Origin of the sequence: Luteimicrobium sp. NPDC057192 (genome assembly GCF_042670205.1) — a bacterium.
In the GTDB taxonomy this organism is placed as follows: domain Bacteria; phylum Actinomycetota; class Actinomycetes; order Actinomycetales; family Cellulomonadaceae; genus Luteimicrobium.
The window spans coordinates 17,776-39,479 of record NZ_JBHUWD010000040.1 but is presented as its reverse complement, the minus strand read 5'-3'; the positions used below and the strand labels follow the sequence as shown (position 1 = coordinate 39,479).

Annotated in this window: 20 protein-coding genes; 7 read left to right on the top strand and 13 right to left on the bottom strand. The window is 73.2% G+C overall.

What is annotated here, in order from left to right; translation table 11 throughout:
* Window positions 1-54 precede the first annotated feature (54 nt).
* Complete coding sequence (locus tag ACFT5B_RS16820) at window positions 55-1,329, bottom strand: extracellular solute-binding protein (RefSeq protein WP_386800324.1); 1,275 nt, start codon at window positions 1,327-1,329, stop codon at window positions 55-57.
* 252 nt (window positions 1,330-1,581) lie between these two features.
* Between ACFT5B_RS16820 and ACFT5B_RS16815 the strand changes: the two genes are divergently transcribed.
* Window positions 1,582-2,616, top strand: a complete 1,035-nt coding sequence (locus tag ACFT5B_RS16815; protein WP_386800323.1) for a LacI family DNA-binding transcriptional regulator — start codon at window positions 1,582-1,584, stop codon at window positions 2,614-2,616.
* Between the two features lie 200 nt (window positions 2,617-2,816).
* Window positions 2,817-4,559, top strand: a complete 1,743-nt coding sequence (locus tag ACFT5B_RS16810; RefSeq protein WP_386800322.1) for a glycoside hydrolase family 13 protein — start codon at window positions 2,817-2,819, stop codon at window positions 4,557-4,559.
* Window positions 4,560-4,663: 104 nt separating this feature from the next.
* Here the strand turns inward: ACFT5B_RS16810 and dusB are convergent, their stop codons facing one another.
* The 5 genes from dusB to ACFT5B_RS16785 are packed head-to-tail and all read right to left on the bottom strand — an operon-like array spanning window position 4,664 to window position 9,621.
* Window positions 4,664-5,836, bottom strand: a complete 1,173-nt coding sequence (gene dusB, locus ACFT5B_RS16805; RefSeq protein ID WP_386800321.1) for a tRNA dihydrouridine synthase DusB — start codon at window positions 5,834-5,836, stop codon at window positions 4,664-4,666.
* A gap of 41 nt (window positions 5,837-5,877) precedes the next feature.
* Complete coding sequence (locus ACFT5B_RS16800; RefSeq protein ID WP_386800320.1) at window positions 5,878-6,486, bottom strand: response regulator; 609 nt, start codon at window positions 6,484-6,486, stop codon at window positions 5,878-5,880.
* The gene (locus ACFT5B_RS16795; RefSeq protein WP_386800319.1) at window positions 6,483-7,766 is read right to left on the bottom strand and encodes a sensor histidine kinase; all 1,284 of its coding nucleotides are present in this window, start codon (window positions 7,764-7,766) and stop codon (window positions 6,483-6,485) included. Before ACFT5B_RS16795 ends, ACFT5B_RS16800 begins: the two co-directional genes overlap by 4 nt.
* A 50-nt stretch (window positions 7,767-7,816) precedes the next feature.
* Window positions 7,817-8,629, bottom strand: coding sequence for an ABC transporter permease (locus ACFT5B_RS16790; RefSeq protein WP_386800318.1), 813 nt, complete (start codon window positions 8,627-8,629; stop codon window positions 7,817-7,819).
* The gene (locus ACFT5B_RS16785) at window positions 8,626-9,621 is read right to left on the bottom strand and encodes an ABC transporter ATP-binding protein (RefSeq protein ID WP_386800316.1); all 996 of its coding nucleotides are present in this window, start codon (window positions 9,619-9,621) and stop codon (window positions 8,626-8,628) included. The genes ACFT5B_RS16790 and ACFT5B_RS16785 overlap by 4 nt, the downstream gene beginning before the upstream one ends.
* Window positions 9,622-9,825: 204 nt before the next feature.
* On the opposite strand from ACFT5B_RS16785, the gene ACFT5B_RS16780 reads away from it, so the two are divergent.
* Entirely contained in the window at window positions 9,826-10,437 is a 612-nt protein-coding gene (locus tag ACFT5B_RS16780; protein ID WP_386800314.1) for a SigE family RNA polymerase sigma factor, read from the top strand.
* Window positions 10,434-11,774, top strand: a complete 1,341-nt coding sequence (locus tag ACFT5B_RS16775; RefSeq protein ID WP_386800312.1) for a hypothetical protein — start codon at window positions 10,434-10,436, stop codon at window positions 11,772-11,774. The genes ACFT5B_RS16780 and ACFT5B_RS16775 overlap by 4 nt, the downstream gene beginning before the upstream one ends.
* A 78-nt stretch (window positions 11,775-11,852) precedes the next feature.
* Here the strand turns inward: ACFT5B_RS16775 and ACFT5B_RS16770 are convergent, their stop codons facing one another.
* Window positions 11,853-13,268 carry a glycine--tRNA ligase gene (locus tag ACFT5B_RS16770; RefSeq protein ID WP_386800310.1) on the bottom strand — a complete coding sequence of 472 codons (1,416 nt, stop codon included), beginning with the start codon at window positions 13,266-13,268 and terminating at the stop codon, window positions 11,853-11,855.
* A gap of 148 nt (window positions 13,269-13,416) precedes the next feature.
* Between ACFT5B_RS16770 and ACFT5B_RS16765 the strand changes: the two genes are divergently transcribed.
* A complete protein-coding gene (locus tag ACFT5B_RS16765) occupies window positions 13,417-13,812 on the top strand; it encodes a Fur family transcriptional regulator (protein ID WP_386800308.1) in 396 nt (131 codons plus the stop codon).
* Here ACFT5B_RS16765 and ACFT5B_RS16760 read toward each other — a convergent pair.
* Genes ACFT5B_RS16760 through ACFT5B_RS16740 form a run of 5 tightly spaced genes read right to left on the bottom strand, consistent with a single transcriptional unit; the run spans window position 13,805 to window position 17,668 of the window.
* Window positions 13,805-14,176, bottom strand: coding sequence for a VOC family protein (locus ACFT5B_RS16760; RefSeq protein WP_386800306.1), 372 nt, complete (start codon window positions 14,174-14,176; stop codon window positions 13,805-13,807). The genes ACFT5B_RS16765 and ACFT5B_RS16760 overlap by 8 nt on opposite strands.
* Window positions 14,173-14,823 (bottom strand): GNAT family N-acetyltransferase, encoded by a 651-nt coding sequence (locus ACFT5B_RS16755; RefSeq protein WP_386800304.1) that lies wholly within the window; start codon window positions 14,821-14,823, stop codon window positions 14,173-14,175. The genes ACFT5B_RS16760 and ACFT5B_RS16755 overlap by 4 nt, the downstream gene beginning before the upstream one ends.
* Window positions 14,820-15,659 carry an isoprenyl transferase gene (locus ACFT5B_RS16750; RefSeq protein ID WP_386800302.1) on the bottom strand — a complete coding sequence of 280 codons (840 nt, stop codon included), beginning with the start codon at window positions 15,657-15,659 and terminating at the stop codon, window positions 14,820-14,822. The genes ACFT5B_RS16755 and ACFT5B_RS16750 overlap by 4 nt, the downstream gene beginning before the upstream one ends.
* On the bottom strand, window positions 15,659-16,450 hold the full coding sequence (gene recO / locus ACFT5B_RS16745) for a DNA repair protein RecO (protein ID WP_386800300.1): 792 nt from the start codon (window positions 16,448-16,450) through the stop codon (window positions 15,659-15,661). The genes ACFT5B_RS16750 and recO overlap by 1 nt, the downstream gene beginning before the upstream one ends.
* Window positions 16,451-16,486: 36 nt before the next feature.
* On the bottom strand, window positions 16,487-17,668 hold the full coding sequence (locus tag ACFT5B_RS16740; RefSeq protein WP_386800298.1) for an epoxide hydrolase family protein: 1,182 nt from the start codon (window positions 17,666-17,668) through the stop codon (window positions 16,487-16,489).
* Between the two features lie 105 nt (window positions 17,669-17,773).
* Here ACFT5B_RS16740 and ACFT5B_RS16735 point away from each other — a divergent pair, with 105 nt between their 5' ends.
* Window positions 17,774-18,751 (top strand): helix-turn-helix transcriptional regulator, encoded by a 978-nt coding sequence (locus tag ACFT5B_RS16735; protein WP_386800296.1) that lies wholly within the window; start codon window positions 17,774-17,776, stop codon window positions 18,749-18,751.
* Between the two features lie 12 nt (window positions 18,752-18,763).
* The gene (locus ACFT5B_RS16730; RefSeq protein WP_386800294.1) at window positions 18,764-19,345 is read left to right on the top strand and encodes a tetratricopeptide repeat protein; all 582 of its coding nucleotides are present in this window, start codon (window positions 18,764-18,766) and stop codon (window positions 19,343-19,345) included.
* 309 nt (window positions 19,346-19,654) lie between these two features.
* On the opposite strand, the gene leuA is transcribed toward ACFT5B_RS16730, so the two are convergent.
* Window positions 19,655-21,406, bottom strand: a complete 1,752-nt coding sequence (gene leuA / locus ACFT5B_RS16725; RefSeq protein WP_386800326.1) for a 2-isopropylmalate synthase — start codon at window positions 21,404-21,406, stop codon at window positions 19,655-19,657.
* Window positions 21,407-21,704: the final 298 nt, after the last annotated feature.

Here is a 21,704-nt window from a genome sequence, read left to right as displayed (position 1 = left end):
GGCGCGCGTCGCGCCCGGTCGGCCCGTCGGGGGGCCCTCAGGCCCTCCGGGTCGTCAGCCCTTCGACTTGTCGATGGCTGCCTGGATGTTCTTGATCATGGTGTCCCAGGCCGCGCTCGGGTCCTTCGCCTTGCCGGAGATGATCTGGGCCTCGGTCGTGCCCCAGAACGCCCACACGGAGTCCATCGCGGGGATCGACGGCATCGGCGACTCGCCCGCAGCCTCGGTGAAGCCCTTGATGATCGGGTCGCTGACCTTGTCGGCCGCGGCGGTGAGCGCCGGCATGCGCTGCCCCGCCTCGTACAGCTCGGTCTGGGCGAACTCGTCACCCAGGAAGTTGGTCACGAAGTCGTTGGCCACGATCGGGTTCTGCGCCTTCGCGCTGATGTAGGCGCCCTGGACGCCGACGAACGGCTGCGACTTCTCGCCGCCCGCGCTCGGGACCGGGAGGACCGTGATGTCGAGCCCGGCCTTCTTGAAGGCGGGCGTGTTCCACGGGCCCGTGATGATGTACGGCGTCTGGCCGTGCGTGAACGCGTCGGTCGCCTTCTGGGAGTCGATCGCGGTGTCGAGCACGCCATCCTTGCCGAGCTTCTGCAGGTACTGCGCGAACTTGTGGCCGTTGTCGCCGCCCATCGCGATGGTGTCGGTGTACGAGCCGTCGTCGTTCTGCTTGAAGACGGGGGCGCCGAACGAGGTCTGCAGCGGGTACAGGTGGTACGGGTCGCCGTCCTTGCCCTGCTGGACGACGAAGGGGTACTTGACCTTCGAGTTCTTGGCCTCGATCTGCTTGCCCTGGGTGATGAGGGCGTCGAGCGAGTCGGGCGTGCTGCTCGCGAGCTTGTTGTTCCGCACGAGCGCGATGTTCTCGATCGCGTAGGGAACGCCGTAGACCTGGCCGTCGTACGTGAACGCGGAGACGGTGACGGGCGCGAACTCGCCGGCCTTGGCGCCGAGCTCGATGGGCTGGACGGTGCCGTTGGTGACGAGCTGGCCGGTCCAGTCGTGGGCTCCGACGATGATGTCGGGGCCCTCGCCGGTCGGCTCCTGCTTGACGAAGTCGGCGCGGATGTCGGCCGAGGCCTTCTGGACGACCTTGACCTGGACGCCGGACTGCTTCTGGTACTGCTCGGCGAGCTTCTTGAACACGTCGATCCGGGTCTCGTCGACCCAGACCGTGAGGCTGCCGCTGAGCTTCGGCGCGTCGGTCGTCGTCGCGACCGAGGGCGTGGAGGGCTTGTCGCCGCTGCCCGAGTCGGACGAGCAGGCGGTGAGCGCGAGGGCCGCGCCGAGGGCGACCGCCGTCGCCGAGAAGATGCTCCGTCGCATCGGTGTGTCTCCCAATCGAGGTCGGAGTGCGGCCGCACGGCATGCACACGCCGCCGTCGGCCTCGGATGGCATGACCGTAGGCGAAGGACCCCTCGCTGTGCAACCGCTTGCAGCAACGGGATCGTCGTCGTTACAGTTTCGTTGCAGTCCAGCGCCCCGCCGACGACGGCGGGCCGCGTGCGCCGGTCACGAGACCGGCCAGAACCCAGCGACAAGGAGGTCCTGTGCGCCGGACCACTACGCTCGTACCCGTGCGTACCCGTCTTGCAGACCTGGCCCAGCTCGCGGGCGTGAGCACCGCGACGGTGTCGCGTGTCCTGAACGGCAAGGCCAACGTCTCCCGCGAGACCCGCCAGGCCGTCCTCTCGGCGCTCGACCAGCTCGGCTACGAGCGCCCCGAACGGCTCAAGCACCGGTCGGCCGGGCTCATCGGCCTCGTCGTGCCCGAGCTCGTCAACCCGGTGTTCCCCGCGTTCGCCCAGGTGATCGAGGACCACCTCGCCGACGCCGGCTACACCCCGGTGCTCTGCACGCAGTCCCCCGGCGGGACCACCGAGGACGAGTACGTCGAGATCCTCATGGAGCACGGCGTCGACGGCATCGTGTTCGTCTCCGGCCTCCACGCGGACACGCAGGCCGGCCGCGACCGCTACGTGCGGCTGCGCGAGCGCGGCATGCCGATCGTCCTCGTCGGAGGCTTCGCCGACGGCATCGACGCCCCGTTCGTCTCGGCCGACGACGCCCAGGCCGCCGAGCTCGCCGTGCGTCACCTCGTGAGCCTCGGGCACCGCAACATCGGCCTGGCTGCGGGCCCCACGCGGTTCGTCCCGACCCAGCGCAAGCAGGAGGGCTTCGTCCGCGCGCTCGTCCAGCACGGCCTGGTGGCCGACGAGGCGGAGGCGCGCACGCACGTCGTCAACACGCTCTTCACCCTCGAGGGCGGGCAGGCGGCCGCCGAGGAGCTGCTCGGGAGCGGGCACACCGCGGTCGTGTGCGCGAGCGACCTCATGGCGCTGGGCGTCACGCGCGCGGTCCGCGCGCGCGGGCTCGCCGTCCCCGCCGACATGTCGGTGGTCGGCTACGACGACTCGCCGCTGATCGCGTTCACGGACCCGCCGCTCACGACCGTCCGCCAGCCGGTGGCGGCGATGGGCCGGGCAGCGGTGGCGGCTTTGCTCACCGAGATCTCGGGCGACCGCGCGCCCCGCAGCGAGCTCCTCTTCCAGCCCGAGCTCGTGGTGCGCGAGTCCACGGGGAGCGCACCCGTGGCCGTCGCCGCCGTCTGACGCCCCGGCCGTCCGCGCGCCCGACGCCGTCCGGGCCGGCGTCCGTGCTCCCCTCGCCCGCCCGGACGGGCGTCGGCGTGGCCCGGTTGACGGGCGCCCGGCGGGTTGTGCAAGGATGCTGCAACGTACATCGCAGTCTTGCCGTTCTGATCACCCAGCGAGACGCCACCCCTCCCCGACGACGCGAGGACAGCCCTCCCATGACCCGAATCGATTCGACGCCTGCGCCCTCGACCGAGGCCGTCACCGTCCACGCTGCCGGCGCGGCCCAGGGCAGCTGGTGGCGCGACGCGGTGATCTATCAGGTGTACCCGCGGTCCTTCGCCGACTCGAACGGCGACGGCGTCGGCGACCTGCCGGGCATCACCGCGCACCTCGACCACCTCGTCGAGCTCGGCGTGGACGCGCTCTGGCTCTCGCCGTTCTACCGCTCGCCGCAGAAGGACGCCGGCTACGACGTCGCCGACTACCGCGACGTCGACCCGCTGTTCGGCACCCTCGAGGACTTCGACGTCCTGCTCGAGGCGGCGCACGCGCGCGGCGTGCGGGTCGTCGTCGACCTGGTGCCCAACCACACCTCCGACCAGCACGTCTGGTTCCAGGCCGCGCTCGCCGCGGACGAGGGCTCGCCCGAGCGCGGGCGCTACCTGTTCCGCGAGGGTCGCGGCGCCGGCGGCGAGGAGCCGCCGAACAACTGGCAGTCGATCTTCGGCGGCCCCGCGTGGACCCGCACCACCCGCGCCGACGGCACGCCCGGCCAGTGGTACCTGCACCTGTTCGACTCCTCCCAGCCCGACCTCGACTGGTCCAACCCCGAGGTCCGCGCCGAGTTCGAGGACGTCCTGCGGTTCTGGCTCGACCGGGGCGTCGACGGCTTCCGCGTCGACGTCGCGCACGGCATGGTCAAGGCCGACGGCCTGCCCGACTGGGACGGCCACGTCGCGATGGTGGACGGCGCCGACGGCGACGGGACCGACGCCGTGAACGGCTCGGGCAACTCCGGCCCGATGTTCGACCAGGACGGCGTCCACGAGATCTACCGCGCCTGGCGCCGGATCCTCGACGAGTACGACGGCGACCGCGCGATGGTCGCCGAGGCGTGGGTCGAGCCGCTCTCGCGGCTCGCGCGTTACGTCCGCCCCGACGAGATGCACCAGGCGTTCAACTTCTCCTTCCTGGTCGCCGGGTGGGACGCAGCGCGCCTCCGCGGCGTCGTCGAGTCCTCGTTCCGGGCCAACGACGCGGTCGGCGCTCCCACCACCTGGGTGCTGTCCAACCACGACGTCGTCCGGCACGCCTCGCGCCTCGGCCTCGCCGAGCCGGAGAACCGCCCCAACGGCCTGTTCGCGACCGACCCGCAGCCCGACGCCGAGCTCGGCCTGCGCCGCGCCCGCGCAGCCAGCCTCCTCATGCTCGGGCTGCCCGGCTCGTCGTACGTCTACCAGGGCGAGGAGCTCGGCCTGCCCGAGCACACCACGCTCGAGGACGTCGTCCGCCAGGACCCCGCCTTCTTCCGCACGGGCGGCGCCGAGGCAGGCCGCGACGGCTGCCGCATCCCCATGCCGTGGGAGGCCCACTCCCCCGCCTACGGGTTCTCGCCCGACGGCGCGGCGTGGCTCCCGCAGCCCTCGTCGTACGCGGCGCACGCGGCCGACGTCGAGCGCGCCACCGTCGGGTCGACGTTCGACCTGTACCGGACCGCCCTGCGGCTGCGCAAGGCCGAGGCGCTGGGCACCGGCGACCTCGCGTGGCTCGGCGTCTTCGCCGACGACCCCCACGTCGTCGCGCTCCGCAACCGCGACGTCGTCGTGCTGGCGAACCTGGGCGACGCACCGGTCGCGCTCCCGGCGGGCGCCGAGGTGCTCGTCGCCTCGGGCGAGCTCACGGACGAGGCCGGCGCGGCAGCCGTCCCCTCGGACACCACGGTCTGGTACCGCGCCTGACCCGCCCACGACGCAGACCGGCGGCCCGCCTCCCTCACGAGGGGAGACGGGCCGCCGGTCTTTCGCGAGGTCGGCGTCCGCGCGGGGCCCGTCGCGAAGGCTGGTCAGCCGCCGGAGACGCTCAGCTCCGCCTCGACGAGCTGCTGCCGGTGCTCGGCGGTGAGCTCGCGCGAGTCCAGCCACCCGTACGGCAGGTGCGCCGTCTTCGGGGTGCCCGATCGTCCGCGCGGCCCCTCGGCGCCCTCGCCGGGGTACGGCTGGTCGAGGTCGAGCGCGTCGAGGCGCTCGCGCAGCTCCGCGAGCGTGGACACCAGCGCGAGCTGCGACCGTGCCTCGCCGCCGACCGCGTAGCCCTTGAGGTACCAGGCCATGTGCTTGCGCAGGTCGCGCATGCCCTTGCCCTCGTCCTCCCAGTAGTCGACCTGCAGCTCGCCGTGGCGGTAGATGGTGTCGGCGACCTCGCGCAGGCCCGGGCGGATGCGCTCGTCCGACCCGGCGAACGCGGCGGCCAGGTCCGCGAACAGCCACGGCCGCCCTTGGCACCCGCGCCCCACGACGACGCCGTCGGCGCCCGTCACCTGCACCATCCGGACGGCGTCCTCGGCGGACCAGATGTCGCCGTTGCCGAGCACCGGGATGCTGCGGACGGTCTCCTTGAGCGTCGCGATCGCCGCCCAGTCGGCGGTCCCGGAGTAGTGCTGCTCGACGGTGCGCGCATGGAGCGCGATCGCCGCGGCGCCCTCGCGCTCGGCGATGAGACCGGCGTCGAGGTAGGTGAGGTGGTCGTCGTCGATGCCCTTGCGGGTCTTGACCGTGACCGGAACCCCGTACGCGCCGCCCGCCTCGACCGCGCCGGCGACGATGCGCGTGAACAGCTCGCGCTTCCACGGGAGCGCGCCGCCGCCGCCCCGCTTGGTGACCTTGGGCACCGGGCAGCCGAAGTTGAGGTCCACGTGGTCCGCCAGACCCTCGGCCGCCAGCATCCGGACGGCGCCCGCGACGGTCGCCGGGTCCACGCCGTAGACCTGGGCGGACCGGGGCGACTCGCCCTCGTCGAAGGTGACGATGCGCAGGGTGGCCGGGTGCCGTTCGACGAGCGCACGGCTCGTGACCATCTCCGCGACGTACAGGCCCGCGCCGTGCTCGCGGCACAGCGTCCGGAACGCCTTGTTCGTCACGCCTGCCATGGGCGCGAGCACGACCGGGGTGTCGATCGTGTGCGGCCCGATGCGCAGCGGGGGCAGCAGCGTGCTGACGGTGGAGGTGGGCGTTGTCACGTCCCCATTGTCCCATCGATGCGGGGCGGGCCCGCGCCGGGTCACAGCCAGCCGTTCTCCTGGGCGATCCGGACGGCCTCCGCCCGCGTGCGGGCACCCGTCTTCCCGATCGCCGACGACAGGTAGTTCCGGACCGTCCCCTCCGACAGGAACGCGGCCTTCGCGACCTCGGCGACCGTGCCGCCGTCGGCGGCACGGAGCAGGACGTCGCGCTCCCGCTCGGTGAGGGGGCTCTCCCCCACGGTGAGCGACTCGACCGCGAGGTCCGGGTCGACCACGCGCAGCCCGCTGTGGACGCGGCGCACGGCGTCCGCGAGCTGCTCGGCCGGCGTGTCCTTGACCACGAACCCGCTCGCGCCCGCGTCGAGGGCCCGGCGCAGGTAGCCGGGCCGGCCGAAGGTCGTGACGATGAGCGACCGGCAGTCGGGGTAGCCCTGCCGGAGCGCGCCGGCGGCCGCGATGCCGTCGAGGCCGGGCATCTCGACGTCGAGCAGGGCGACGTCGGCGCGCGCGGCGCGAGCGGCGTCGACGACCTCGTCGCCCCGCCCCACCTGGGCGACGACCTCGAGGTCGGGCTCGAGGTCGAGCAGCGCGGCCAGCGCGCCGCGCACGAGAGCTTGGTCGTCCGCGAGGAGGAGCCGGATCGTCACCGCCCGATCCTCGCACCTGTCAGGGCGCCCGACCGACGGCGCGCGCGCACGGCGAGACGGAAGCCCCCCAGCGAGCTGGGTCCGGTCTCAAGGGTCGCGCCCGCGGCGTCGGCCCGCTCTCGCAGCCCGGCGAGACCGTGCCCGGGCGCGTCGCCCGGCGAGCCGGCGGGCTCCGCCTGTGCGGAGCCCCCCTCCTCGGTGTCGTCGGGGCAGGGCGCGGCGCCCCGGCCGTCGTCCTCGACGACGATCCGGTCCGGCGCGAGCGTCACCACGACGCGCCCCGCGGCGGCGTGGCGGAGCACGTTGGTCGTGCCTTCGCGGACCGTCCACGCGAACACCTCGCGCAGGTCCTCGGGGACGGCGTCGACGGCGCCCGGCAGCTGCGCCTCGATGCCCGCCGCGTCGAGCGCGCGGCGGGCGGCGGCGAGCTCGCCGGCGAGCGTGACGTGCCGGGTCGCCGTGACCATGCCACGCACGTCCGCGAGCGCCGACCGCGCGAGGGCCTGGATGTCGGCGACCTCGGCGGCGGCGCGCGACGGGTCGGCCTCGACGAGCCGCCCGGCGAGCTCCGACTTCACGGAGATGACGGTGAGCGAGTGGCCCAGGACGTCGTGCATGTCGCGGGCGATGCGCTCACGCTCGCGCGACACGGCGAGCGCCGCGACCTCCTCCTGGGCGAGCTGGAGCTGCCGGTTGCGCTCGACGAGCTGGGCGAACCCGAACGTCGCGAGGGTCGCGAGGACGAGGGCCGCGATGTTGCCGTCCTCCGGCTCCCAGCCGGGGATCACCCGGGGCAGGACGAACATGACGACCGCCAGCCCGGCGGTGACGAGCAGCACGCGGGGCGTGCGAAGGAGGTAGACCGCGGACACGCTGATGAAGACCGTGCCGACGAGCCCGTGCTCCTGGGCCGCCAGGCAGGCGAGGACCACGCCGACCACCTGGATGGCGACGGAGAACACGGCCCACCACCGGCCGTTGCGCCCCTCGACGGCGAACGTCTGGCGCAGCAGGAACACCGACATGACAAACCCGACCGCGCTGAGCGCCACGCCGAGGATCCCGCACCATCGCAGGACCGGGTCGGGGTTCTGCCAGGACGCGCGGGCCGGCTCGCTGAGGAACACGACCCACACCGCACCGAACATCGGGCCGACGAGCCGCCAGACCCTGCGCTGCCGCTCCTCCGTGGCGTTCGGGCCTGCGACCGCCGCGGCCAGCGACCGACCCATGGGGTGGCGTTCGTCGGTCGACGGCGGGGGTGGGGACGACGCGCTCACGCGACCCACCGTAGCGGTGGGTCGCGTGCGCGCGGGCGAGAACGGGCTGGTCACACGCGCGCCGTGTCCTTGCGGTACCGCCAAGCGGCGCCGAGGGAGAAGACCACGGCCCAGGCGACGACGTTGAGCACGGCGAGCCAGGAGAACCCGTCGCCGAGGGGTGCGCGGGTCAGCTCGGCGAGGCCGTAGGTCGGCATGGTCTTCGCGACGTCAGCGAACCAGTTGTCGCCGAGCGGGACGAACAGGCCGCCCGCGAAGGACAACAGCGCGAGGACCGGGCCGAGGATCTGCATGACGTTCTCGGACGGGAGCAGGTAGCCCATGAACAGGCCGAACGCGGCGAACACGAGCGAACCGACCCAGGCGATCAGCGGCGCGAGGATCCAGGCGTAGAACGGCATGTCGGCCTTGCCGAGCGCGAGCCCCACCCCCATCGTGATGAGCACGGAGACCGCGCCGAGCGCCATGGTCGCGGCGATCTTCGTCACGACGTACGCCCAGGGTCGCAGCGGCGTCAGCCGGAGCTGGCGGGTCCAGCCCTGCGCCCGCTCGACCGAGACGCTCGCGCCGCCCGACGTCGCCGTGAGCAGCGCGCCGTACAGGGCCATCGAGACGAGGATCCACGACGTGACGTTGCCGTTGCCGGCCTTCTCGGTCGTGTAGTCCGACGACAGGCCGAAGATCAGGAAGAACACCGGCGGCATGACGAGCGAGAAGATCAGCGTCCGGCGGTTGCGGACGAACCGGCGCAGCTCGAGCCGCAGGTAGGTCGCGCTGACCCCGTGCCCGACGGCGGAGGCGCCGATCCGGGTCGCGGCGGGTCGCGTCGGGCTGGGGGCGGAGCTGGGGGCGAGCGTGCTCATCGGAGGGCTCCTTCGGTGACGGCGGTGGCCGGCGCGGCGGCGTCGGTGGACGGGTGTGCCGAGGTGAGCGCGACGAACGCCTCCTCGAGGTTCTCGGCGGTGACCTCGAGGTCGCGCGCCCGGGTGCTCGTGAGGAGGTAGCGCGCCACGGTGTCCGAGTCGGAGGTGCGGACGATGAGGCGGTTCCCACGCTCTTCGACGGTGTCGACGCCGGGCAGCGCCCGGACGCCGTCGAGGACGCGGCCGGGCTCGGCCTCGGCGTCGATCAGCGCGGTCACCGTGCGGCCGGACGCGAGGTTCTTGACCTCGGCGGCCGAGCCGTCCGCGACGATCCGGCCCTGGCTGACGAGGATGATGCGGTCGGCGTACGCGTCCGCCTCCTCGAGGTAGTGCGTCGCGAAGACGACCGTGCGGCCGCGGGCGGCGTCCTGGCGGATCGCCGCCCAGAACTCGCGCCGGCCCTCGACGTCCATGCCGGTGGTCGGCTCGTCGAGCAGCAGCAGGTCCGGCTCGGACACGAGCGCCATCGCGAACCGCAGCCGCTGCTGCTGTCCGCCCGAGCACTTGCCGACCATCCGGTCCGCGATGTCGGCGATGCCGGCGCGCTCGAGGTACGGGGTCGCGGACCCGGTACGGCCGAACAGCGAGGCCGTGAGCTCGACGGTCTCGGCGACCGTGATGTCGCGGAGCAGGCCGCCCGTCTGCATGACGGCCGCGACGCGGCCGGCGGCGATCGCGTCCTCGGGGCTGCGGCCGAAGACCTCGAGCGTGCCCGACGACGGCTGCGACAGCCCGAGCACCATGTCGATGGTCGTCGTCTTGCCGGCGCCGTTCGGGCCGAGGAACGCGACGACCTCGCCCGGCATGATCGTGAGGTCGATGCCGTTCACGGCGCGCACCGTGCCCGACGGCGACGAGAACTGCTTGTGCAGCCCGTGCAGCGCGAGCGCGGGCGTCGTGGGGAGGCTTCCGGGGCCCTGCGGTGTGGTCATGGCACCATCCTGGGCGAACGCGCAGGTCAGCGGCACCGACGACTGTCACAGGCGACTCATGACATCTGTCACGGCTCGGCGGTGACACGCGCCGCACCGCCCGACGAGCGCCGCCGTCCGGCCGGCTCGTACGGCAGACTCACCCCGTACCTTGCCGGGACTCAACCTTCTGGGGCGCCGGTGCGTGTGAAGGGGGTGACGACGATGACGATCGCACCGCAGCCAGGGGACGCCGCGCGGCCCGGACGGACCGTGCCCGTGCACGCGACCGAGTCCACCACCCCGGACGACCCTGCCACCGACTGCGAGAAGCCGGACCGGGACCGGGCCTTCACCGCGTTCATGGAGGCGCACTCGGGCGACCTCCTCCGGACCGCGTGGTTCCTGACCGGGGACGCGCACCGCGCCGAGGAGCTCGTCCAGCAGGCCCTCGTCCGCACGTACACCGCATGGCACCGCGCGGCCGCCACCGACCCGCTCGCGTACGCACGGCGGATCCTCGTCAACCAGCGCATCGACACCTGGCGGCGACGACGGCGCGAGGTGCTCTCCGAGCCGTCCGACCTCGCCGCCCTCACGCCCGCAGGCCGGGACGAGCACGCCACCGCCGACGACCGCGACCAGCTCACCCGGGCGCTCGCCCTCCTGTCGCCACGGGCTCGCCGGATCGTCGTCCTGCGCCACCTGGTCGGGCTCCCCGAGGCCGAGGTCGCCGCGAGCCTCGGGGTCAGCGTCGGCACCGTCAAGTCCACCGCGTCGAGAGGCCTCGCCACCCTGCGGGGCACGCTCACCGAGACCGAGAGGAGCGCGTCATGAGCACCGACGACGAGTTCGCCCGCTCGCTGCGGGAGCGCGCGAGCGCCACCGTCCCGACCATGTCGGTCGACGCCGCCACCACGCTGCACCTCGGTCGGCGCCGCGTCCGCACCCGTCACGCCTGGCAGGTCGGGTCCGTCGTGGCCGCCGTCGGCGTGGTAGCCGTCGCCGTCGCTCCGATGCTCCCGATCACCGGACCGCGCGGAACGAGCGTCGCCACGCCGGCGGGCGTCTCGACGCCCGCCCCGACTGCCCGCCTCTCCGCGCCCGCGACGACCACCGGCGCGACGCCCGCCTCGGGGCCCACGGCTCAGCGCGTCGCGACGGACAGCACAGCGGTCCTCGGTGGCTCGGTGGTCGCGAAGGCCGAGCTGCTCGAGCAGGAGATGTACGACGCGATGGACACGCCGTACGACGCGTCCGTCTGGGAAGACTTCAGCTTCCGTCTCGACGCGCTCGTCACCCAGGCTGATGCCGCCAACGCCCGGCACCCGCACACCGATGCCGTCGAGCTCGGTTACTTCGTGTTCCCCGAGCGGTACACGCAGCGGCTGACCTCGTGGATCGGGTGGGACAACGTGAACCGGGTCACGCTCGCGTGGGACGCCCAGCACGCGATGCTCCGCGAGAGCACGGTCTCGCCGGAGGGAACCAGCGGGCAGGACACGTTCGTCGGCCCGGCGGGGTCGGGCACGCTCACGCTGATCACGGACAAGAAGGGCCGCGCGCTCAGCGACGGCTCCGAACTCACCTACCGCGACGCGAAGGGCAAGCACTACGCCTACGACGTCTTCAGCGGATGGACCTCCGGGTCCGACATCGCCATGGTTCGCCTCGCGCCGGCGAGCGGTTACACGGTCGATGTCACAGCCGACCAGCGCACCGTGCTCGAGCACCTGAGCGCTCAGGCGATGTCATCCGGCTCCGGCCTCGTGGCGGCGAACGACCTCGAGCCGCTCATGAGCGCCGTGGCGTCCACGCGGCACCCGAAGAAGGACACCGGCGTGCCCGACGTCGTCTCGGCCGGCATATTCCCGGCCGAGGACAGCCCGACGCCGGCGAGCATGTTCGTGCTAACCAAGCACGCGCAGTGGAACGGGTGGATCGGCGGTCGGCCGACGGTCGTCTCGGCCGGCGCCAAGGCCGATGCCGCCACCGGGCCGACGAGCACCGGCGAGGTCCGTGTCGTGACGGGGTCGGGCGGCTTCGGTGACCCCTACACGCTCAAGGGGACGGGGGCCCTGACGCTCGAGTCCGAGTCGCAGGGAGTCCTCACGCTCCGGGACGCCCACGGCGCCACTCACCGGTTCGACCTCGCGACCATGAGCTGGGTCTGACGCACGCCCGCCCCGGGTACGACGACGGCCGGCGGCCACGGGACTCCCCCGTGGCCACCGGCCGTCGTCGTGCAGGCGTCAGGCGCCGACGAGGTGCGTCGCCAGGTACGCGGTGACCTGGTCGAGCGCGACGCGCTCCTGCTTCATCGAGTCGCGGTGGCGGATCGTCACGGCCTGGTCGTCGAGCGTGTCGAAGTCGACGGTGATGCAGAACGGCGTGCCGATCTCGTCCTGGCGGCGGTAGCGGCGGCCGATCGCGCCGGCGTCGTCGAAGTCGACGTTCCACGCCTGGCGCAGCTCGGCGGCGAGGTCGCGCGCCTTGGGCGACAGGTTCTCGTTGCGCGACAGCGGCAGGACGGCAGCCTTGACAGGCGCGAGGCGCGGGTCGAGCCGCAGCACCGTGCGCTTGTCGACGCCGCCCTTCGCGTTGGGGGCCTCGTCCTCCTCGTAGGCCTCGACGAGGAACGCCATGAGCGAGCGCGTCAGGCCCGCGGCGGGCTCGATGACGTACGGCACCCAGCGCTCGTTCTTCTCCTGGTCGAAGTAGGACAGGTCCTTGCCCGAGTGCTCGGCGTGCGTCTTGAGGTCGAAGTCGGTGCGGTTCGCGATGCCCTCGAGCTCGCCCCACTCGGAGCCCTGGAAGCCGAAGCGGTACTCGATGTCGACGGTGCGCGTCGAGTAGTGCGAGAGCTTCTCCTTCGGGTGCTCGTAGAGGCGCAGGTTCTCGGGCGAGATGCCAAGGCCCGTGTACCAGGAGGTGCGGGTGTCGATCCAGTACTGGTGCCACTCGGCGTCCGACCCGGGCTCGACGAAGAACTCCATCTCCATCTGCTCGAACTCGCGCGTGCGGAAGATGAAGTTGCCGGGCGTGATCTCGTTGCGGAACGACTTGCCGATCTGCGCGATGCCGAACGGCGGCTTCTTGCGCGCGGCCGACGACACGTTGCCGAAGTTCACGAAGATGCCCTGCGCGGTCTCGGGCCGCAGGTAGTGCAGGCCGGACTCGTCCTCGACGGGGCCGAGGTAGGTCTTGAGCATCATGTTGAAGTCGCGGGGCTCGGTCCACTGGCCGCGGGTGCCGCAGTTCGGGCAGACGATCTCGGCGAGGCCGCCCTCGGGCGCCCGGCCCTTCTTCTCCTCGAACTCCTCGATCATCTGGTCCTCGCGGAACCGCTTGTGGCAGTGGAGGCACTCGGTGAGCGGGTCCGTGAAGACGCCGACGTGGCCGGAGGCCACCCACACCTGGCGGGGCAGGATGACGGCGGAGTCGAGGCCGACGATGTCGTCGCGGCTCGTCACCATCGCGCGCCACCACTGGCGCTTGATGTTCTCCTTGAGCTCCACGCCCAGGGGCCCGTAGTCCCAGGCGGAGCGGGTACCGCCGTAGATCTCGCCGGACGGGAACACGAAGCCTCGCCGCTTGGCGAGCGAGACGACGGCGTCGAGACGGGAGACAGGGGCCACGGGGCACTCCTCGGAGACGGCTGCCCGCATGGCGTGCGGGCAGGTGGGGGCTTGCGATCGGAGGTCCCAGCGTACCGGTCGCGCCCCGGCCTCCCCGCGCCCTTTGACACCGCTCACCCCGCTAGATGAGAATGAGAATCGACAAGCGCCCCCGCCCACCGACCGCCGGAGACCAGCCGTGCAGCGCATCACCAAGCAGCGCGTCGCCGTCCAGCACGCCCTCGACGACCTGGACGACTTCCGCTCCGCCCAGCAGCTCCACGAGCACCTGCGCGCGGGCGGCGACGGGATCGGCCTCGCGACCGTCTACCGCGCGCTCCAGGTCCTCGCCGACGAGGGTGCGGTCGACGTGCTGCGGACCGAGGGCGGAGAGAACGTCTACCGGCGGTGCGCCAAGCAGGAGCACCACCACCACCTCGTGTGCCGGACCTGCGGCCGCGCCGTCGAGATCGACGGGCCGAGCGTCGAGGCATGGGCCGCGTCCGTGGGCGCCCAGCACGGGTTCACCGACATCCAGCACACCGTCGAGCTCTTCGGCACCTGCGCGGAGTGCCGCGCGGCGGGCGTCAGCTGAAGGTCGTCACGGCGTCGTCCTCGGCGCCGACGCAGAACTGGTTGCCCTGCGGGTCCGCCAGCACGGTCCACCGGTAACCGGGGATCGAGTGCTCGCCCACGACGCCGGCCCCCGCGTGCACGAGTCGGGCCACCTCGGCCGCGCGGTCGTCCGCGCCGAGGTCGAGGTGCACGCGGTTCTTGCCCGGCGTCGGGTCTTCGACGCGCTGGAATCCCAGGTTCGGGAAGCCGTCGGGCGTGCCGACCAGGAAGAACCAGCCCCCGCCGTCGTCGTCCACGCCGCCACCCAGGACGTCCGCCCACCACTGTGCGAGCGGCGCCGGATCGGCCGAGTCGAACGTCACCATGCCGATCGTCAGGCTCATGCCTCGACCGTAGGCGTGCCGCGGGTGTCCCGCTCGTCCGGGCCTGCGGCGACGTCAGCGCCGCGCACGAGCCGCGCGAGGACGTCGCCCGCGACCGCCCGGTCGGCGAACAGCAGGCGCACCGCGGACGGGTCCGGGTTGCCCCGGTCCGGGCCCCGGTAGACCAGGGTGAGCCCCGCACGCTCCACCACGGCCCGCGAGCGCACGTTGTGCTCGAGCAGGCTCGCCACGACGGGTCGGTCGGGATCCGCGTCCGCGGCGCACGCCCGCGCCGTGCGGACGAGCTCGGTCGCGTACCCCTGCCCTTGGGACGCGGGCCGCACCCGGTAGTAGAGGTTCCACGCGACGTCGCGCACGCCCATGCAGCCGCCGACTCCGAGGAGGATGTGCGAGCCCGGGTCGCGCAGCGTCCAGTAGCCGAGCCCGTCGCGCTCCCACGACGTCTCGCACATCGCGACGAACCGCTCGGTCTGCGCCCGGTCGACGTGCCGGCCCGACGGGAAGTGCCACCAGACCGCGGGGTCGGTGTTGAGCGCGAACAGGTCGTCGACGTCGTCCGGCGTGACGGCCGCGAGGACGAGGCGTTCGGTCAGCACGAGGCGGGGCGCGGGCACACCGACCTCGATGTCCTCCGGCCCCGCGGTCATCGCTCCTGCTCCCCCGAGGCCGCAGCGACGGCGTCGATCGCGCCGCCGTAGCGGCGGTCCCGGCGCGCGTACTCCTCGACCGCGCGCCACAGGACGAGCCGGTCGACGTCCGGCCAGAGCTCGGGGACGAACACCAGCTCCGCGTACGCGGACTGCCACGGCAGGAAGTTCGACGTCCGCTGCTCCCCCGACGACCGCAGGAACAGGTCGACGTCGGGCATGTCGGGGTCGTACAGGTGCTTCGCGATGGTCTTCTCGGTGATGCGCGACGGGTCGAGGCGACCGGCCGCGACCTCGGCCGCGAGCGAGCGCACGGCATCGGTGATCTCGAGACGGCCGCCGTAGTTGACGCACAGGGTGAGGGTGAGCCCGTCGTTGCCCGCCGTCTGGCGCTCCGCGACCTGCAGCTCCTTGACGACGCTCCCCCACAGCCGCGGCTGCCGCCCGGCCCACCGGATCCGGACGCCCCACGAGTCCCACAGGTCGCGGCGGCGGCGGATCGTCTCGCGGTTGAAGCCCATGAGGAAGCGAACCTCCTCGGGCGAGCGCTTCCAGTTCTCCGTCGAGAACGCGTACGCGGACACGTGCGAGATCCCGAGCTCGACGGCGCCCGCGACGACGTCGTTGAGCGCGACCTCGCCGGCCTCGTGGCCCGCCGTGCGGGGCAGGTGGCGGGCGTTGGCCCAGCGGCCGTTGCCGTCCATGACGACGGCGACGTGCTGAGGCAGCACCTCGCGCGGGATCGCGGGCGGGCGGGCCCCCGAGACGTGCGGCGTCGGCGCGACGCGCTCGGGGCGGGCGGCGGGCGCGGAGCCGCGGCGGGAAGGTCGTGCCATCACAGGAAGGTGGTCTCCGTCAGTCGGTCCGGGTCGATGGGGGCGGCGGGCTCGGTCCGCTCGGGCTCGCGCTCGACGAGCCGCAGGGACCGCAGACGCCGCTCGAGGTGGAACTGGGAGTACGCCGCGACGAGGCCGCTCGCCTCGCTGCGGTGCCGCGGCGAGGACGCGTCCGCCGTCGACCACTCGCCGGCGAGCAGCGCCGCGAGGAGCGCGAACGTCTCGGGCGCCGGCGCCGTCGAGCCCGGCGGCCGGCACCGCGGGCAGACGGCACCGCCGGTCGCGACGGAGAACGCCGTGTGCGGCCCGGGCTCGCCGCACCGGGCACAGTCGGTGAAGCTCGGCGCCCACCCCGCCACGGACAGCGCCCGCAGCAGGTAGGAGTCGAGCACCAGGCCGGACGCGTGGTGGTGCTCGGCCAGCGCCCGCAGCGCCCCGGCGAGGAGCCAGAACTGCTGGACGGCGGGCTCGCCCTCCTCGGTGAGCCGGTCGGCGGTCTCGAGCATCGCGGTGCCGGCGGTGTAGAGCGCGTAGTCCCTCGCGATCTCGCTCGCGTACGGCCCGACGGTCTCCACCTGGGTCACGACGTCGAGCGTGCGGCCCGCGTAGAGCTGCGCGTCGACGAACATGAACGGCTCGAGGCGTGCGCCCACGCGCGACGACGTGCGCCGCACCCCCTTGCCCACGGCGCGGACCTTGCCGTGCTCGCGGGTCAGCAGGGTGACGATGCGGTCGGCCTCGCCCAGCTTCTGGGCGCGCAGCACGAGCGCCTCGTCGCGGTAGACCGGCATGGGACCCATTGTCTCCCGCGGAGCCGACATCCGTGGTCACAGCGACGCGAAGAACTCCCGCACGTCCGCCGTGACGAGGTCCGGGTCGGTCACCGCCGCGAAGTGGCCGCCCCGCGGCAGCTCAGTGTACCGCACGAGGTTCGTGGACCGTTCGACGCACGGCCGCAGCGACCGGAAGTCCTCGGGGAACACCGCGACCGCCGTCGGCACCGGGTTGGTGAGGTCCCGGTACCCCGCGCCCGTGCGTGCGTTCTCGAGGTAGAGCCGGGCCGCCGAGCCCGCCGTGCGCGTGAGCCAGTAGATCGTCAGGTGCGCGAGGTACTCGCGGGCGTCGACCGGTTGCTCGCCGAACCCGCTCCACAGCTCCGCGTTCCACGCGAGCAGCCCGGCCGGCGAGTCCTCGAGCGCGAACGCGAGGGTCTGCGGGCGCTTCTCCTGGATCGGCTGGTAGCCCGCCTTCGCCCGGAAGTCCGCCGTCGAGCCGGTCGTGAGGCTCGCACGGTCCGCGTCGCTCAGCCGTGCGAGCTCGGCGTCGTCCGTGGGGAACGCGAAGACCTGCTGGACGTGCACCCCGACGAGGCCCTCGGGCGCGAGGATCCCGAGCTCGCGCGCCACCAGCGCTCCGACGTCGTTCCCGACGACGCCCCACCGCTCGTACCCGAGCCCCGCCATGAGCGCGGCGAGCGCCCGTGCGCTGCGCGCGCTGTCCCAGCCGGTCTCCGTCGTCGGGCCCGAGAAGCCGAAGCCGGGCAGCGACGGGACGACGACGTCGAAGGCGGGAGCGTCCGGCGCGCCGTGCGCCGCTGGGTCCGTGAGCGGCCCGACGACGCGCGCGTACTCGAGGAGCGTCGACGGCCAACCGTGCAGCAGCAGGAGGGCGGTCGCGGGCGAGCCGGACGGCCGGGCGGCACGCACGTGCCAGAAGTGGACGCGCTGTCCGTCGACGGTCGCCGTGAACTGCGGGTGGGCGTTGACGCGCGCGGCGACCTCCTCGAGGTCGAGGGCTCGCCACCGGTCCGCGAGCGCCCGCACGGTCGCGACCGGCATCCCCTGGTCGGCGCCCGCGCCCGCGGGCTCGACGGGCCACGCGGTGCGTGCGAGCCGGTCCCGGAGGTCCGTGACCCGCTCCGGGTCCACGACGACCTCGAAGGGCTCGATGACGCCGGGAGGCTTCGACGGTTCCGGGCGGGTCTGCTGGGGGTGCTCCTGCACGGTCATGGCGGGCTCCTCGTCGCTTCGCCGGTGCGTCTCACCGGCTGCACGTCCCAGCCTCGGCGGCTTTCAGGTCAGCTTCTGTCCTGAATCGGCGCCAGGATGGAGGACATGCAGGAGACCTCCGCGCGGCTGCTCGAGCTGCTCTCGCTGCTCCAGGCGCGCCGCGAGTGGACCGGGCACGAGCTCGCGGCACGGCTCGAGGTGGGCGAGCGCACGGTGCGCCGCGACGTCGAGCGCCTGCGCGCTCTCGGCTACCCCGTCGCCGCCACTCGGGGGGTCGCGGGCGGGTACCGGCTCGAGGCCGGTGCGGCGATGCCGCCGCTCCTCCTGTCCGACGACGAGGCCGTCGCGATCGCCGTCGGCCTGCGCACCGCCGCCCGGAACCCCGTGAGCGGGATCGACGAGTCGGCCGCACGGGCGATCGCCAAGCTCGAGCAGGTCCTCCCGCCGCGTCTGCGCGCCCGCGTCGTCGCGCTTGCCGGCGCCACGGTCGACGTCCCGCCCGACGGCGAGGTGGCGGTCGTCGACAGCGACACCCTCGCCGCGTTCGCTGCGGCGGTGCGCGACCGCGAGACGGTCCGGTTCGACTACGCGCGCCACGACGGGGCCGGGTCTCGACGACGCGTCGAGCCCCACCGGCTCGTCGTCTGGGGCCGGCGCTGGTACCTGCTCGCGTGGGACCTCGAACGCGGCGACTGGCGCACGTTCCGGCTCGACCGCTGCGGCCGGCCCGCCACGCCGAACGGCCCGCGGTTCACCCCGCGCGAGCTCCCCGCCGACCCAGCGGACCTCGTCCGGCGGGGTGTCGGCGCGGCCGGAGCGCGCGTGCGGGCGCAGGTCGTCGTCCACGCCCCCGTCGACGCGGTGCGCGAGCGGGTGAGCCCCGCCGTCGGGACCGTCACCGCCCGGGACGACACCTCGTGCCTGCTCGACGCAGGCGCCGAGACGGCCGTCGCCCTCGCCCGCTACCTCGCCTGGCTCGACGCCGAGTTCGAGGTCCTCGACCCACCCGAGGTACAGGCCGAGGTCCGCGCGCTGGCCGCCCGCTACGCCCGGGCGGATGCCCGACCCGCCGGCCCGTCGTGATGTGATGGCCCGATGACCGCACTCCCGCAGCAGCCCCCGACGCCGTCAGACGCCGCCGAGCACAACGCGCCCGCCGGAGCGTGGGAGGAACGGCTCGCCGCCGTCTGGTACGAAGCCCGCACCGTCGAGATCCCCGACGACGAGCTGCGCGCCGCCGTCGGGACCCTCGTCGCCGAGCTGCCCGCCGGCCACCCCGTCGCCCTCTACGAGACGGGCAGCGCCTGGGACTCCACCGGCGCGCCCGAGCAGGCCATCACGTTCTACCGGGCCGCGCTCGACGCCGGGCTGGCACCCGACCGCCGCCGCCAGACCGTGATCCAGCTCGCGAGCTCGCTGCGGAACGTCGGCCGCGCCGACGAGGCCGTGGCCGTGCTGCGGGCCGAGCGGGGCGAGCCGTCCGACGACCTCGACGCCCAGCTCGACGGTTTCCTCGCGCTCGCCCTCGCCGACGCGGGCTCCCCGCGCGAGGGCGTCGGCGTGGCCGTCGCGGCGCTCGGCAGCCTCGTCCAGCGCTACCACCGCTCGCTCACCGCGTACGGCGAGGAGATGGAGCTGGACGCGCGAGGCACCGCCGCGTCGAACGACCTCTCCTGACGCGAGCGGAGCGCCCCGGCTGGGTCCGCGGGTGGGCGCGGCGGGCTGGTTCGGGCTGTCGCGCTTCGGCCCTGGGGGCCGTGCGCACTCCTTGACGCCCTTCACCACCTCCCCGCACCCACCCGCTCGACCGTCGTCTCGCCGTCGGGCAGCGGCGAGACCTCGCCGGCCCCGCCGAAGTACCCTGCCGCGCGGCCTACTTCGCGAAGTACGGGAACTGCTGCGACCGCGCACGGGTTGCGCGATCTTCCGGTCGGGAAGTCCGCGCGCACCCCAACCGGCCCGCCCGCGCCTGAACCGCCCGAAGGCTCAGCGGCCCACGGACGCCGGGTCGGCCGGGCGGCCCTCGGTCTGCGCGCGCTCGTACCGGTTGACCGCCGAGATGATCGCCTTGAGCGACGCCGTCGTGATGGACGGGTCGATGCCCACGCCCCAGAGGACGTCGTCGCCGACCGAGCACTCGACGTACGCGGCGGCGGCTGCGTCCGAGCCCGCTGACAGGGCGTGCTCGGCGTAGTCCAGCACGAGCACGTCGTGCCCGACCTGGCGCAGCACGTCGAGGAACGCGTCGACCGGGCCGTTGCCGGTCCCGGTGAGGGTCCGCTCCTGGCCGCCGTCGACGAGCTCGACCTCGAGCGTGTCCGGGCCCTCCTCCGACGACGACGTGCGGGTCGAGACGAGCCGCAGACGCCCCCACGGCTCGAGGCCCGAGCCGGGCTCGGCGGGCAGGTACTCGTCGGAGAAGATCCGCCAGATGTCCTCGGCGTTCACCTCGATGCCCTGGGCGTCCGTGTGCTCCTGGACGGCCCGCGAGAACTCGATCTGCAGGCGGCGCGGGAGGTCGAGGTTGCGCTCCGACTTGAGCAGGTACGAGATGCCGCCCTTGCCGGACTGCGAGTTCACCCGGATGACGGCCTCGTAGCTGCGGCCGACGTCCTTGGGGTCGATCGGCAGGTACGGCACGCCCCAGACGATGTCCTCGACCGTGACGCCCTGGGCCTCGGCCCGCTTGGCCATGGCCTCGAGGCCCTTCTTGATCGCGTCCTGGTGCGAGCCGGAGAACGCGGTGAAGACGAGGTCGCCCGCCCACGGGTGACGCTCGCCGACGGGGAGCTGGTTGCACTGCTCGACGGTGCGGCGGATGCGGTCCATCTGCGAGAAGTCGATCTCGGGGTCGATGCCCTGGCTGAACAGGTTCATGCCGAGGGTCACCAGGTCGACGTTGCCGGTGCGCTCGCCGTTGCCGAACAGGCAGCCCTCGATGCGGTCGGCGCCGGCCTGGTACCCGAGCTCCGCGGCGGCGACGGCCGTGCCGCGGTCGTTGTGAGGGTGCAGCGACAGGATGACGTGCTCGCGGTGCTCGAGGTGGCGGTTCATCCACTCGATCGAGTCCGCGTAGACGTTCGGCGTCGCCATCTCGACGGTCGCGGGCAGGTTGACGATGACGGGCCGCTCGGCGGTCGGCTCGAAGACCTCGAGCACCTCGTTGCAGATCCGCACCGCGAACTCGAGCTCGGTGCCCGTGTACGACTCGGGCGAGTACTCGTAGTAGATCCGCGTCTCGGGGATCGTCTCCTCGAACTTGCGGCACAGCTTCGCGCCCTCGAGCGCGATGTCGACGATGCCGTCCTCGTTCGTGCGGAAAACGACCTCGCGCTGCAGCACCGACGTCGAGTTGTACAGGTGGACGATGGCCTGCTTGGCGCCGCGCAGCGACTCGTAGGTCCGCGCGATGAGGTGCTCGCGGGACTGCGTCAGCACCTGGATGATCACGTCGTCCGGGATGAGGTCCTGCTCGATGAGCAGGCGGACGAAGTCGAAGTCGGTCTGCGAGGCGGACGGGAACCCGACCTCGATCTCCTTGTAGCCCATGTCCACGAGCAGGCGGAACATCGCGAGCTTGCGCTCGGCGTTCATCGGCTCGATGAGGGCCTGGTTGCCGTCCCGCAGGTCGACGGCGCACCAGCGAGGCGCCTTCGTGATCCGCTTGTCGGGCCAGGTGCGGTCCGGGAGCGACACGTCGATCTGGGCGTGGAACGGCTCGTACTTGTGGATCGGCATGCCCGACCCGCGCTGCTGGGCGTGCGCCCAGCGGGGGTCGGCGGTGCTCGGGGCGTCGGTGCGGGTCTTGTCGACGGAGTTCGTCACGGGAGGGGTTCCTTCACGGTCGTGCGGTCGGTCTCGTCAGCCGGCACACCAACCACCGCGGCGAGGAACCGGCTCAGAGAGCCTCGCCGCGGCACCGAAGGAGGAGGCTGCCCGTCGCGACCGACGGGCGCATCTCAGAGGGACGCACGTCGTCACTGTACTCCACCGGTCCCGGGCGGCCGCGAGCCGGGCGCGACGGGCGTCGCACCCA